Annotated in this window: 10 protein-coding genes and 1 pseudogene; 2 read left to right on the top strand and 9 right to left on the bottom strand. The window is 62.5% G+C overall.

Features of this window, described 5'->3' with window-relative positions; genetic code table 11:
* Positions 1-336: pseudogene (locus QZ650_RS07030) on the bottom strand (phenylacetate--CoA ligase family protein); the annotation flags it as partial.
* A gap of 481 nt (positions 337-817) precedes the next feature.
* Here QZ650_RS07030 and QZ650_RS07025 point away from each other — a divergent pair.
* Positions 818-2008 (top strand): archaeosine biosynthesis radical SAM protein RaSEA, encoded by a 1191-nt coding sequence (locus tag QZ650_RS07025; protein WP_366932182.1) that lies wholly within the window; start codon positions 818-820, stop codon positions 2006-2008.
* Between the two features lie 205 nt (positions 2009-2213).
* Here QZ650_RS07025 and QZ650_RS07020 read toward each other — a convergent pair whose 3' ends face one another.
* From QZ650_RS07020 to QZ650_RS06985, 8 genes are all read right to left on the bottom strand, one after another.
* Positions 2214-4361 carry a bi-domain-containing oxidoreductase gene (locus tag QZ650_RS07020; protein ID WP_292518323.1) on the bottom strand — a complete coding sequence of 716 codons (2148 nt, stop codon included), beginning with the start codon at positions 4359-4361 and terminating at the stop codon, positions 2214-2216.
* Positions 4358-5548: a hypothetical protein gene (locus QZ650_RS07015; RefSeq protein ID WP_292518325.1), complete on the bottom strand. Its 1191-nt coding sequence runs from the start codon at positions 5546-5548 to the stop codon at positions 4358-4360. The genes QZ650_RS07020 and QZ650_RS07015 overlap by 4 nt, the downstream gene beginning before the upstream one ends.
* Positions 5533-6741, bottom strand: coding sequence for a glycosyltransferase family 4 protein (locus QZ650_RS07010; protein WP_292518327.1), 1209 nt, complete (start codon positions 6739-6741; stop codon positions 5533-5535). Before QZ650_RS07010 ends, QZ650_RS07015 begins: the two co-directional genes overlap by 16 nt.
* Before the next feature lie 71 nt (positions 6742-6812).
* Positions 6813-8186: a nucleotide sugar dehydrogenase gene (locus QZ650_RS07005; RefSeq protein ID WP_292518329.1), complete on the bottom strand. Its 1374-nt coding sequence runs from the start codon at positions 8184-8186 to the stop codon at positions 6813-6815.
* 19 nt (positions 8187-8205) lie between these two features.
* Positions 8206-9285: a non-hydrolyzing UDP-N-acetylglucosamine 2-epimerase gene (gene wecB, locus QZ650_RS07000; protein WP_292518331.1), complete on the bottom strand. Its 1080-nt coding sequence runs from the start codon at positions 9283-9285 to the stop codon at positions 8206-8208.
* A gap of 38 nt (positions 9286-9323) precedes the next feature.
* A complete protein-coding gene (locus QZ650_RS06995) occupies positions 9324-10238 on the bottom strand; it encodes a glycosyltransferase family 2 protein (RefSeq protein ID WP_292518333.1) in 915 nt (304 codons plus the stop codon).
* A gap of 713 nt (positions 10239-10951) precedes the next feature.
* The gene (gene truA, locus QZ650_RS06990; RefSeq protein ID WP_292518334.1) at positions 10952-11749 is read right to left on the bottom strand and encodes a tRNA pseudouridine(38-40) synthase TruA; all 798 of its coding nucleotides are present in this window, start codon (positions 11747-11749) and stop codon (positions 10952-10954) included.
* Between the two features lie 4 nt (positions 11750-11753).
* On the bottom strand, positions 11754-12446 hold the full coding sequence (locus tag QZ650_RS06985; RefSeq protein WP_292518336.1) for a PHP domain-containing protein: 693 nt from the start codon (positions 12444-12446) through the stop codon (positions 11754-11756).
* A gap of 43 nt (positions 12447-12489) precedes the next feature.
* Here QZ650_RS06985 and QZ650_RS06980 point away from each other — a divergent pair, with 43 nt between their 5' ends.
* On the top strand, positions 12490-13914 hold the full coding sequence (locus tag QZ650_RS06980) for a dihydropteroate synthase-like protein (protein ID WP_292518339.1): 1425 nt from the start codon (positions 12490-12492) through the stop codon (positions 13912-13914).
* Positions 13915-13965 lie beyond the last annotated feature (51 nt).

Here is a 13965-nt window from a genome sequence, read left to right as displayed (position 1 = left end):
CGGGTAGTTCCTGGCCTTCAGGTCGGGAAGGTTGTTCTGCAGGTCCTCCCGGGTCAGGAACGGAAGGAGGGCCAGGTCTGCCGGGGTCGCGATATCGGCGGGAACAAGCCCTCGTTCGCGAAAGACCCGGCGGTAATAGGGGACGTGTTCGTAGGCATGCTCAAGCAGGCTGGAGAGTGCCTGCGCCTGGTAGGCCGCGAGTTCTTCCCGGCTCCACCGCCGGGATTGCCGGAGAAGAGCATACGTCGTCCTGTAGGTATTGTAAGAAGGGAGAATGCCGAGTGCTCTTACCGTAAACGAATCACGCTTGCAGGCCTTCTCTTCAGGGTTCGCCATGCCTGTCCCTCCCTGGTTTTGTGTGCTTGTCTGCCATGCGCACCGGACGAGGTCCCTGTTCTCTCCTGTCCGGCAGCGCACCGCGGTGATCTCCCGGAACCTCTTTTCCGGGGGAATGCGTTCCGTTCGGCCGGTCCGGACGTCCACCTGGTGTGCATTGGGATGGTATACGCCCGAACGATGTATAAATAAATTGGCATGTCAGCACCTGCTTCCTTCGAGATCAGGGTCCTGTGGGTGCAGGGATGGCGCGTGTGAGGTGTTAGAGTGAAGTCCGGATCCGGCTTCTTTTGGCGAGCGGTCTGTTCCCCTGTATCCCCGGTAACCGAATACCGATCGGCAAACCCAACCCAATGGCGGGAGCATCTGGATAAAGTATAAATATGCACAGACCTATCAGGGGTATGTCTTGGTAAGATAAGGCGACGATTGCCGGGTTTGTGTCTCCGACACGGTCGTACATGCCCGGGATGGGGGGGTAATTATTCTAGAGAAGGCTATACCTGACACCAGTAGCAACGCGGATGTCTTCACGGGTTTTCCGACTGATACGGATCTTCTGGACGAGATACGGGCACTGGCCGGCGGGCTGCGCAGAGAGAACAGAACCGTTCCTGAAGATCTTGATTTCACCGTTCCCATCGGATGGGAGGAGCGGGTAGGCTACCTTGACGGCCAGCCCGTCCGGCGGCTGATCGTCTTCCTGCGTTCCACCGGTTGCGAGTGGGTCGAGAAGACCGGGGGGTGCACCATGTGCGGGTTTTACTGCGCGACTTCCCGGGGCAGGGAGGTCTCGGCCGGGGAGTATGTCGCGCAGTTCGAGTACGTGATGGACGCCATCGACCTCGGGGATTACCCGATCATATCGATATACAACGACGGGAACATCTTTAACGAGCGTGAGATGCCGGTTGATGCTATTGAGAAGATCTGCTCGTACATCGACGGGTATCAGAGCATCAGGAAGGTGGTCGTTGAATCCAGGATTGACTACACACCGGACGGGCATGTTCAGAGGATGAAGAAGGCCTTAAACGGGCGGCAACTCGAGGTGGCGTTCGGGTTTGAGTCCGCGAACCCTCTGGTGATGAACCTCTGCATCAACAAGGGGTTCTCGGCAAATAACTTCGACGTCTTCCATTCGAGGATGCGGAGCATGGGCGTGCTGACGAAACCGCTTCTGCTTGTAAAACCCCCGTTCCTCACCGAGGCGGAGTCGATCCGCGATATCCTCGCGACTGTGTCTTACTGTGTATCCCGGGGGATCGATTACGTGGATCTTGAGGTCACGACGGTCGAGAAGAACACCGTCGTCCACGAACTCTGGAAGAATGACCTCTACCGCCCGCCGTGGCTCTGGAGCCTCGTCGATATCCTCCAGCGATGCCGGGCGCAGTTCGGGGATCATGCCCACGTCTATGTCAGCCCCTGGACCTACTCGGTCGAGTCCCTCGACGGGGCCCGGAACTGCGGGGTGTGCGATGCCGAGATCACGGCTGCGATCGAGCGCTACAACTGCCGTTTCGATACGGCAGAGTTCGAGGGGCTGGACTGCTCGTGCCGTGACGGGGGATGGAAAGAGGCCGTTACGGCGAAAACCCCCCTCACGATCCCGGAGAGGATCCGTGAGCAGCTGGCGTTCGTCCGGCAGGCACGGCTCTCGTCCCTGTAAGTCCCCGGCCGGATAGGGGCGGCCCGTCCGCCCCGGACTATACCTCTATTGTGGATTCCCGGGAGAGCCGGTCCTCCAGGGGCGGATCGCGTTTACGTCGGATTCGTCAGAACGGATAAGGGGACCCCCTCTCGCAGTCCCCGCGGTCCCGGTCGTGGACAGGCTCCTCAAGGTTAAAAAGAGTGGTGAAGACGGTCCTACCGCATCACAACCCGACCCGCCCGAGATCGATCGTCCGGGGCTCTCCGGTATCGATCGACTCCCACGCCGCAAACGTTGCAAGCGTCGTCGCGACGCTCCCTGCGAAATCCGGCTCCTCGCCCTTGACGAACGCCTGGAGCTCCTCGGCGAACCCCTTCTCCTGGGTGAGCCACCGCCTCTCCTTCGATGCCTTCCCGTCTCGCCGGAGTTCGAGGTCGCGAAAGTCGGTGATCCGCCCGACAGCGTTGCCGCAAAAGACCTCGACGGTCTCTTTTGGGTAGGAGCGGTCTCCGAGCGTCGTGTAGGTGACGGTCCCGAGCGACCCGTCGTCGAACGCCAGGGTCGCCTGGAAGTTGTCATACTTCTGGAGGGTCCCGGTCGGTTCGATCGCCCGGGCATAGACCTGGACCGGCCGTGCATCGGTGATATACTGCATGAAGTCGATGAAGTGGCAGCACTCCGAGATCAGCATCCCGCCGCCCTGTTCGTCGTCGTGCACCCAGTGCCCGGGCGGGATCTGCCCGGCGTTGACGCGGTAGTGCAGGACCGCAGGTGTCGTCCGGTTCCCGAAGAACTCCTTCATCCTCCGCGCAAGCGGTGAGTAGCGCCGGTTGAACCCGACCATCAGCCGCTGCCCGGATTCGTTCCAGGCATCAACGATCTCCTTGAGGCCGTCGATATCCGTCGCGAGCGGTTTCTCGACGAAGACGTCTTTTCCGGCACGGAGTGCCTCGACGGCCATGGATGCGTGCAGGTCGTTTCGGGTCGCGATCAGCACCGCGTCGATCCCGGGGTCGTCGAGGATCTTATGATGGTCGGTGGTGCAGTAGGCGAACCCGTACTTCTTCCCCACCGAGTGCGCCGAGAGCCCCGTCGCGGTCGCGACTCCCGCGAGGCTCACCGGGAGCGCCGGAAGGTTCGGGTAGAGGGCGGAGAGGGCGTGGACCCCGGCGCCGATGCACCCGAGCGTCCGGGCGCCGGCGGGGACCTTCCGCGGCCGGGCCGCCGGTTCCGGGAGGCGGACGATTGTCCCGGCGGCGCCTGCACCGTTTGGGCTGTACTGGAGGAGGACCCCGATGAACCGCTCTCTTCCCGTGTTGATGAGGCTGTAAGCCTCGGGCGCCTCGTCAAGCGGGAAGGTGTGGGTGATCAGGGGGTCAAGATCGATCCTCTTCTGCCGCACCAGGTCTAAGAACGCCTCCATGTTTCTGCGCTCCGTCCACCGGACGTAAATCGGGTAATCGACCCCTTTCTCCTCGTAGTTCCGGTCGTAGCGGCCGGGACCGTAGGACCGGGAGACGACGACCTCCGCCTCTTTCGCATAGAAGGTGTCGCGGGGCACGTTCATCCCCACGTTCCCGACGACCACGACCCTGCCCTGCTCCCTGACCAGGCGGCCGGCGGCCTCGATGGGGGCGCTCGACCGTGTGGCCGCGGTGATGATGACCGCGTCCGCCCCGAACGGCGAGAATGCCTTCATCCTCTCCTCAAGGCCGTCGTAGTTCGAGACGACGTCTGCCCCGAGTTCCGCGGCAAGTGCGAGTTTCTCGGGATCGATATCGATCCCGATCACCCGGCACCCCGCGGCCTTGAGGACCTGCACCGAGAGGAGCCCGATCAGCCCGAGCCCGATCACCGCGACGCTCTCCCCCACCGTGACCTGTGCGTTCCGGACACCGTGCATCGCGATCGACCCGACGGTCGTGAACGCCGCTTCCCTGAGGCTGACGCCGTCCGGGACCCTGACACAGAGGTTTCGCGGGACCGCGACATACTCGGCGTGGACCGCATACCCGGCCCCGCCGCAGGCGACGCGGTCACCGACCTCAAAGTCGTCGGACCCGGTCCGGACCACCGTCCCGGCACAACTGTAGCCGAGCGGTTCCGGCTTTGCAAGGCGGCTCATCGCCTGCTGGTAGGCCGAGAAGGGACCGTCCGTCCCGACCTTCTGGAGGACTTTCTTCACGTCGTCGGGGCGTGCCTTCGCCTTCCCGACGAGCGACTGCTGTGCGAGGTTGATCAGCGACGACTCCGTGCCGGCGCTGATGAGGGAGTAGGCGTTCTCGACGACCACCCCCCGTGTTACGGCGGGAACGGGAACGTTCTCCACCTGGATAGACCCTGACTGCAGGTCGAGCAATACCTGTTTCATGTGTGGTTCCCCCAGATCCCTGATTGGCTGAGGCAATCGAGCATCTCCGACGTCATGAAGAGATCGGGAAAGTTCTTCGACGGCTCCACGGTCGACGACCGGATCCCGAGCAGCCGGGAGATGACCTCAAACGACCGCGTCTCCGCGGTCTCGCTGTAGCGTCTCCTGGCAATCTGCCGGTAGACGCCGTAGCCGAACCGGAACGCCCGATGCCGCGTGGGATAACTCCCGAGGGATGCCGTCTTTGCCGCCGCCGCGACGGACGGGACGAGATCGCTCCAGGAGCCCGGCTCCCACCGGGGTGCGAGCCCCTGCACGTTCGCATCGAGCCAATCGAGGCAGAGGCCGGCGTTCTCCCGGTAGCGGTCGTCCATCCGGGACGCGTAGACGAAGGAGGCATGAGCGAACGCGTACGCTCCTGAGAGGCAGTATGCGAATGAGAGCCCGCTCTTCGACCAGTCAAACCGCCCGCCGGGGCGCTGGGCCGCGGCGAGCCACCGTGCCCCCTCCCTGATGCTCTCGTCGATGCGGTCGTCGCAGAGCACCTCGTTTGCCTTTGCAAGGTAGTAGATCGTCACCCCCTGGTAGTGGATGCAGGGAAGGCTGAAGACAAATGGGTAGGTCCCTTTATCGACGGCGTAGGGATAGACGCCGTCGCGGCGCTGATGGCGGACGACGTTCTCCGCCGCCCGCCGGGCGGCGGCATGGGCCAACTCATCGCTGTAGCGCTCAGCATACCGGGCAAGAAACGCCCCGCAGGAGGCGTCGACGTTCAGGTGGTCGGCGGTGTAGCCTGACGACTTCAGGAAGTAGCCCGGCCGCCGTTCGGCCGCGAGGACGAAGTCCCGGGCCTTGTGGAGAGCCTCTTCGTGCGGATGCCGGTCGGCCGCCTCAAGCAGCGCGTCGCCGATAAACGCCGTGATCAGGGCCGAGGGCTCGTTGTAGTTGAGATGGATCTCGTTGTAGGACCCGTCCGGGTTCTGGCATGCCGCGACGTAGTTCAGGATGGGAGCGAGGAGCGGATCGCCGCCCTGGCGAAGCATCGCCTTCGCGACCTCGGCGTGGACACGGTTGCGGATGACCGGGAAGACCGGATCGCGGATGTACGCGGTCTCACCCTCGACGACCGCAAGCTCGCGGACCGCTCCGGTAACCCGGGCGAGAAGCGGTCTCAGGGCCCCGTCCATGTCATCCTCTCGATATGCTGCTTCAGTTTCAGGGCGATCGACCGCCGGTCGTAGTGTTCTGCGACATACGCCCGTCCCCGGCGGCCCATCTCCTCCATCCTCTCCGGGTCGTCGAGGAGCGAGGAGAGTGTGGCGGCGATGGCCTCCGGCGTATTCTCAGCAATGACCCCGGCACCCGACTTCTCTGCGAGCCGGGCGATCTCGCCGCTTCCGCAACCGACGAAGGGGATACCGCATGCCATGTACTCGTAGGCCTTGGTGGGGGCGGCATACTCGAGGTTATCGAGCCTCTTTAGGGGCGCAACCCCGATCAGGGACTCGGAGAGCAGCAGGGGGATCTCCTCACGCGGGAGGATGCCCGTAAAGATGACCGAGTCGGTTATATTCTCGGACTTCGCCAGCTGCTTGAGGTATTCTCGTGTGTCACCGTCACCGACGATGAGGAGTTTCAGGTTGTATGTGCCGTTCATCGACTTGACGGCGAGGGCCACCTTATCAAGGTCCTGGGCATGCCCGACGTTGCCGGCATAGATGATCTGCTTCTTCTTTTCGTTGTTGGCCGGGCGGAAGAAGTCGGTGTTGACGCCGTTCGGCATCAACTCCATCGGCGCCGTGACCCGGTACCGCGACGATATCCGCCGGCCGAGCTCCTCGGTCGTGACCCCGACGAGATCGGCCCGGGCGAGGCAGGCCTGCTCGAACTGCCGGCTCATCCTCTCGTAAATGCTCCCCTCCCGGAGGAACCCGAGGCTTATCGACGCGTCGATCCAGAGGTCACGGATATCAAGGATCCACGTCACCCGGGTTGTCCGTTTCAGGACGTAGCCCGGGATCCCGGTGAAGAGGGGCGGTGCGGACGTGACGACCGCATCGAACCGGTTCCGGGCGAGAAAGAGCCAGAGTGCGGCGTGGAGCGGGAAGAGGAGGTAGTAGGCCATCCTGCTTGCAAACCCCGGATCCCCGGAGACCGGCTGCCAGGTCCAGAGCCGCACAACCCGGACCCCATCGACCTCCTGCACATCCGACCGCTTCCAGACACGGGGAAACGATCCTGTGGGGAATGTGGGGTGAGGCGCAAGCACGGTCACGTCGAGGCCCAGTCTCGCAAGATGCACGGCGGTGTCATAGATGCGTGACGCATTCCCTGATTTTTCCGGTGGATAATGCTGTGATACGATACATATCCGTTTCATGCAATTCCTCGTCTTATTTGAATGCCTGCCGGTGGAGCCTGACGATCATCCCTGGTATGCCGCGTGCGGGGCTAGAGAAGCCCGTCCCGCCCGTTCTGAGTGAGCAGGGAGACTGACGGCGCTGATGGGGATGCGATCGAGCGTGCTGCGTCTGCAGGGTATATGCTTGCTGAGGGGGCGAGCTCGTCTGCCGGCACCGGCTGCACCGATGAACCGTCGCCCAGCACCCGGACGGCAAAACCCTGGCCGGTCCACTTCTCGTGGTCGAGGACGTTCCTGGCATCGATGACGAACTTCGTTCGCATCCGGAGCCCTGCAGGCTCGATCGCCCGGAAACAGTCGTGATCGGTCAGGACAACAATGCAGTCGCTCCCGGAGGCCGCATCCGCTGCGTCCATGAGAGGGTGCGGGAACTCGCTCGCGTACGGGTCGTGGCACCTGATGGCATACCCCTCGTTCTCGGCCAGCTGGATGAACTTGAACGCCGGGCTCTCGCGGGTATCACCGACGTCACCCTTGTAGGCGACGCCGAAGATGCTGATCGTCGGGTCCCTGATACCGGCAAGCAGGCTGCGAACGACGTGCAGCACGTAGTTCGGCATGGAGTCGTTGACCTCCCGTGCCGTGGAGACCATCCTGCACCGTGTCGAGTTCTCGGTCAGGAACCAGGGATCGACGGCGATGCAGTGTCCGCCCACCCCCGGACCGGGGTTGAGGACCGTGACCCGCGGATGCTTGTTGGCGAGGGTGATAGCCTCCCAGACGTTGATCCCGCACTCCTCGGCAAGCTGGGCGAACTCGTTCGCGAGCGCGATGTTGACGTCGCGGCAGGTGTTCTCCATCAACTTGACGAACTCCGCCGTCCGCGTGTCGGTCTGGTAGATCTGCCCGCTGACAAACGTCTGGTAGATCGATGTCGCCTTATCGGTCGAGTCCCGGTCGTACCCGCCGATGATGCGGCAGTTGCCCGCCATCTCATGCAGTGTCCGCCCGGGAATTGCCCGTTCTGGGCAATGGGCGTATAAAAATTCCCCGACAGTAACACCGCTCTTCTCGAGCCTGGGGATGATGACCCGTTCGCTTGTCCCGGGCGGGACGGTCGATTCGAGGATGACGAGATCCCCTTTGCGGAGGTGGGGAGCGATCGCGTCGGCTGCCGCTTTGACATACGAGAGGTTGGAGACCTTTGTTGCCGGATCCAGGGGTGTCGGGACGGCAATCAGGAATGCGTCCGCGGCCTCCGGTTCGGTCCTTGCGATGAACTGGTGCTTAGCATCCCGGTACAGGTCCTCGAGCCCCGGCTCCTTGAACGGGAGGTTTCCATGGTTCAGACAATCTACTACGTCCTGTTTCACGTCGACGCCGACAACATCCGCTCCATTGGCAGCAAACAGCAGCGCGGTCGGCAACCCTATGTATCCCAAGCCCAGTACACAGATCTTCATGCGTATTCTCCTTGTAGGATTATCGGGATCGTGCGGCGGCACAGACCATCACGATCATTTTTCCGGCGATCCCATCGCCGTAAGGGTTCTTCCAGTCGGACTTCCAGGTCGCTATAGAACGAACCCCGGCGAGGATCTTCCCCGAATCGGCACCGACCAGGATGTTTGATCCAACATCCAGCGTCTCGGGCCGCTCGGTGTCATACCGCATCGTAGCGCATGGAACGCCGAGAACGCAGGTCTCCTCCTGAACGCCGCCGGAGTCGGTCAGCACGAGTCTCGCCTGGGACTCGAGCTGCAGGAACTCTAAGAACCCGAAGGGTTTGGTCAGGTTCAGCCCGTCAACCCCGATGCCCAGTTCCTTAATCCTTTTTTCGGTCCTCGGGTGGACCGGGAAGACGACCGGCATGGAGAACTCCTTCTGCACACCTTCAAGGCCTTTGAGGATCTCCTTGAGCCGGGCCCGGTTGTCCACGTTCTCCTGCCGGTGAGCGGTGACAAGGAAGTACTCCCGGGGCTCGAGGTCGAGGTCTTTTAAGACGCTGACCTTTCTCTTTGCTATCTCGAGGTTCTGGTACACAGCATCGACGATGGTGTTGCCGGTCACGCAGATCTTCCGGTCCGAGATACCCTCGTTGAGAAGGTTCTCTCGGGCGTTCTCGGTTGGAGCAAAGAGATAATCCGAGATATGGTCGGTGACCACCCGGTTGATCTCCTCCGGCATCCAGCGGTTGAAGCTCCGGAGCCCTGCCTCGATGTGGCCCACCCGCACATGGAGTTTCGATGCCGCGAGGGCCCCGGCCATGACGGTGTTGGTATCCCCCTGCACGAGGACGATCTCGGGAGACTCCTTCGTCAGGACATCCTCGACGCCGGTCATGATCCCGGCCGTCTGGGCGGCATGGGTCCCTGAACCCACATCGAGGCTGTAGTCCGGGTCCGGCAGGTCGAGTTCCTCAAAGAAGAGCCGGTCCATCTCGTAGGAGTAGTGCTGTCCGGTGTGAATGATGAAGTAGTCAAGACCCCTGCGCTCGCACTCCCGGATGACGGGAGACATCTTGATGATCTCCGGCCGCGTGCCAAGTAGCACTCCGATCATTCTATGCTCCTTCTCTCTGTTCTGCCTCTCATCCCTGCTCACTCCTGCAGCCGTGCGATAAGGGCGAGCATCAAGCCCAGTATGAGTGCGATCGTTCCCGGGATCAGGAAGAGCGATGCGAGCATGCCCTGCTCGATCAGGACGATGCCGGTCTCCGCGAATCCCTGGAGAAACTGGAGCAGGAGAAAGATGCCGGCAAGCATCGCGGCAAGCCCCGGGAGACCGATATGCAGGAGAGGTTTTCTCTCCACCGTGATCCAGAAGAGCGATCCAAGCACCTCTATTCCGTGAGATATGGGGTTTTTGGTGGATGTGTATTGTTCTCCATACTTACAATAGATCGGCGTCTCTCCGATGCGCAGATGCTTCTCCTGCGCAATCCGGAGCATCTCCGACTCGGTTGAAAAATCATTCTTCCGCAACGTGCCAAGCATCGACTCCATGCTCTTTCGGTTCAGCGCCCGAAAGCCGCACTGTGAGTCCGTGATCCCGCTGCCGTTGCTGGAGGCGAGATCGAGCACCGCCCGGCCGAACCTCCGGTACAGGGGCATCTGATCGAAGGTCCGAAACCCGATGACGAGATCGGCGGTATCGGTGAGGATCGGCTCGGTTAGAAGGGGTATCTCTCTTGGGTCATGCTGGCCGTCTCCGTCCATGAAGACCAGGCAGTCGTAGTTGTGATCGACTGCATACTGAAGAGCGCTCTTGATCCCCCGTCCTTTCCCCATCCGGGCGTCGTGCGAGATGACGGTCGCTCCGGCATCCCGGGCAACCTTTACGGTCCCGTCCGTGCACCCGTCATCGATCACAAGGACCTCGTCAGTGTACGGCCGGGCCGTCAGGACGACCGAACCGATGGCAATCTCCTCGTTGAAACAGGGGATAGCTGCAAGTGTCTTCATCTTGCCCGACCGTCGGGACGGGACAAGCGCGGCATCCGCGGTCTCGCTCACGATCTGCCGGTGTCCCGGGGCTGCCGGCGTTCGTAATGGGCTAATCTGCTCCTGGACCTCACAGTGGAGGGCCGGGACATCTATCGGGCTCTCCTGCCCGATACTCCGGGGGGTATGTTGTTTTATCCATCTGCCTCTCTCTGTATCTATGTACTGTGGCAATGGCACAGTTGCCTCTTCGGGGAACCACCCCTCTAAGGGAGCGGGTGGACTCGCCCGAACTGGATCCTTGTTGTACATCCACTTTCCCCTCTTGACGTACTGAAACGGGACTGTGCTGGCATATATTAATAGGTTATTATTAAATGTATATAATTAACATATTACTAAAATCAATGAAGTTAACTTGGTGGGGGTGACCTTAAAACTCTACCAGTCTAATTAAGTGTTCCGGCCCGGAGGCGAGAGGCTTATCTACTCTTGAATAGGCGACCGGGATCTCTGAGCGCTGTTATTCTTGCCCGGTTCGGTCTATACCGGGTATGGGTATCCGAAACGATTAAATACGGTGCTTCTGGACGATCAGCCGCATGCTCGATTTTCCTTGCCGCACCGGCTTTCGGAGATCTATTGCCTATGGTCAGATCCTTTTAAAACAACGGGAATATGAAGAACCCGTTCTTCCGACGATCGCTTCACCACACTGCCACCCCCGTAAACCTTATATTCCGGGTGCGTCCACCCCCCGGCTTTCCAGGGTCGGCAGGGATCACTTACGAAAACGGTCCCTCTCCGGGTGCAAGGCATGCGGATACCTCTGCCATGAGGGTGTGATAGCGACGGCGGTCAGCAAGGTGCCGGCGGCTCTTCTCGTCGATCTGAAGCGGTGTAAACGTGATGCCATACCCGACATCCCAGAGGACAAGGCCCTCGGGGGGAGCCGCAGGGAGCCTCTCCCCGGCCGGTTCCGCAAGGAGCCGGGCGATCTCCCCGGGTCCCGCCTCGCCCCTTCCCACCTGTTCGAGGGCTGTCGCCATGCACCGGACCATATTCCAGAGGAAACTCTCCCCCGTCACCTCAAAGACGGTAAACGGCCCGTCATCGAAGACCCGTGCGGCGAGGATCCCCCGTTCCGGGTTCCGGTCGCCGACGCGGGCAAACGAGGAGAAGTCGTGTCGCCCCACGAACTCCTGAGCGGCTTCGTGCATGGCGGGAGTATCCGGGGCGAAGAAGTAGTAGCGATAGGTCCTTGATACAGCGCTGTACCGGGGATGGAACCCCTCCGGCGCCCTGGCCCACCCCGTACACCAGATGTCGGCCGGGAGTACCTGGTTCAGTGCGGAGACTGCCCGGTCCGGCATCCCGGTCTCAAACGAGCAGACCTGGTTTCGGGCATGCACCCCGCGGTCGGTGCGGCCGGCGGTGGCAAAACCTGCCTCCCGCCAGTCATCGAAGACCCGGAGACGCCTGCAGGCCTCGATGAACTCGCCCTCCACGGTGCGGAGGCCCGGTTGCATCTGCGATCCGAAGAAACGGTCACCGAAGTACGAGAAACGGAACGCCAGATGCATATGGTTAGAGACCCCGTCCCGGCGGGCTGGTTGACTGGTAGACCGTTCGCCGAATCCTGCGGAGAGCGCCCTTGATGGACTGGCGGGTGTAGGTGTGCAGCGGGGTCATCCTCCCTCCTGCCATCGTCCGCCCTTCCCGGATCGCGGAGAGGATAGACGCCACATCCGGCTCGGCCGTGACGTAGGTGATCCCGAACCCGACGTAGCGTGCGTTGTGGGCGTCGCTCCCGGCAACACCGGGTTTCCCGAATCGCCGTGCAATGACTGCAGCCTTCCGGTTCGCCGACCCGGTGATGTAGCGGCTGTTGAAGACCTCCACCGCATCCACCGCTTCGATACCCGCCGCAAGCCTCCTCCCGACGCCGTGACGCCAGCGGTGGTAGGGGTGCGGCAGGATGAGGAGAGCGCCCCGGTCCCGGGCCAGGGCGACGGTCTCAAAGAAGTCGCGTCCTGCCGGCAACGGCTCGGTGACACCGAGAGCGAGCAGGTGACCCTGTTTTGTCGAGATCTCGGTGCCCGGGATGACGGTCACCGCAGTCTCGCACTCCAGGGCGTAGCGGGCACCCTCGACCGTATCGTGGTCGGTGATCGCGACGGCGTCGAGGCCGACCGCCTCCGCCCGCCGGAGGATCTCCTCCACGCTACTCTCTCCGTCTTTGGAGAACCTTGTATGGACGTGCAGATCGCACCGCAGCATGAGATCAGATTATTTGTCCTCCTCTGACTAATAAGTGAAGTGTATGCGCATTCTTCTCCCGACCGGATCGGCAACGGTCGCAATCGTGAAGGCGGCGGCTGAGCGGTTCCGCGACCGCTATGCGATTGATGTGGTGGTTACCGGCGAGATCGCATCCTTCCTTGCCCCCGGCGACCTTACCGGGCTGCTTTCGGGCGGCAACTACGACATGGCGATCGTCTCCGGGATGTGCACCGCGTCGTTTGCCGGCGTCGAGCGCGAGACCGGCATCCCGGTCTACCGGGGCCCGCGGCACGCCGCGGACCTCCCGCTGGTCCTTGCGGTGCTCGATCGTGTCCGGCTCTCACCCACGGTTCCTGCGGATGAGTTCCTTGCAGAGACGCGGCGTGAGGAGGCCTGCCGGCAGGTGGCCCTCCGGGAAGCGGAGGCGGAACCTGACTTCATCATCCGGGGTGTGAAAATCGGCGGGAACTCGAGGATGAAGGTGCTTGCGGAGATCATGGACGCGCATAAGCGCGATGACCTCCTCGCGGATGTCCGGCGGTTCTTTGCCGACGGGGCGGATATCGTGGACCTGGGGTTCGGGTTCGACGCGACCCCTGACGACGTTGTGCGGTGTTTTTCGGGCCTTGCGGGGGTCGAAGGGCCTCTCGCGGTCGATACGCAGGACCCCCGTCTCATCGCGGCGGCACTCGTTCGTGCCGACCTGGTGCTCTCCCTGCACGAGGGAAACATCCCCCTCGTCGGGGAGGCGGTCGCGGATGCCGGAGCGGCCGCGGTCGTCGTCCCGCGCGAACGGACGCTTGAAGAGAACCTCGCCGCCGCACAGGAGGCCGGGATCTCCCGCCTGATCGCCGATCCCCTCCTCCAGCCGGTGGGGTCCGGGCTCGTCGATTCGCTTGCCGGATTCGGGGCGGCGGAGCGCCCGCTCTTCTTCGGGGCGGGAAACGTCGTCGAACTGCTGGACGCCGATTCTCCCGGGGCGAACGCCCTGCTCGCGGGGATGGCCCGCGAGGTCGGGGCTGCCGTCGTCTTCACGAGCGAACACAGCGACAAGACCCGCGGATCGGTGGCGGAGATGCGGCGGGCAACCGATATGATGGCCCTCATGACCGATCGCCCCTACCCCAAAGACCTGGGGCTCGACCTTTTGATCCTGAAAGAGAAGCGGCGGCGGCGGGAACCCCCGCTCGCGTATGAGAGTGTCGTGGATGCGGGCCCCGCGCCGGACGAGATCGTCTACGACCCTCTCGGGTGCATCCGTATCGGGATCGAGGGGGAGTGGATCGTCGCGGTCCACCGGGGATACGCCGTGCGGGGCCGGTGCTGGGAAGACGTCTTTTACACGCTCCTCCGGGAGGGGAGGTTCTCGCGGCTTGACCATGCCGCTTACCTCGGAAAAGAACTCTTCAAGGCGGAACTCGCCATCCGGCAGAAGAGGAGTTTCGAACAGGACGGGCCGTTCTGAGAGGCCCGTTCTCGTGGATCTCCATCCTCGGGGGGAGACGGCCCCCACCCG

Source organism: Methanoculleus sp. (assembly GCF_020696975.1).
Lineage (GTDB): Archaea > Halobacteriota > Methanomicrobia > Methanomicrobiales > Methanoculleaceae > Methanoculleus.
The sequence above is the reverse complement of the archived record's forward strand: the minus strand, read 5'-3'. Positions and strand labels throughout refer to the sequence as shown.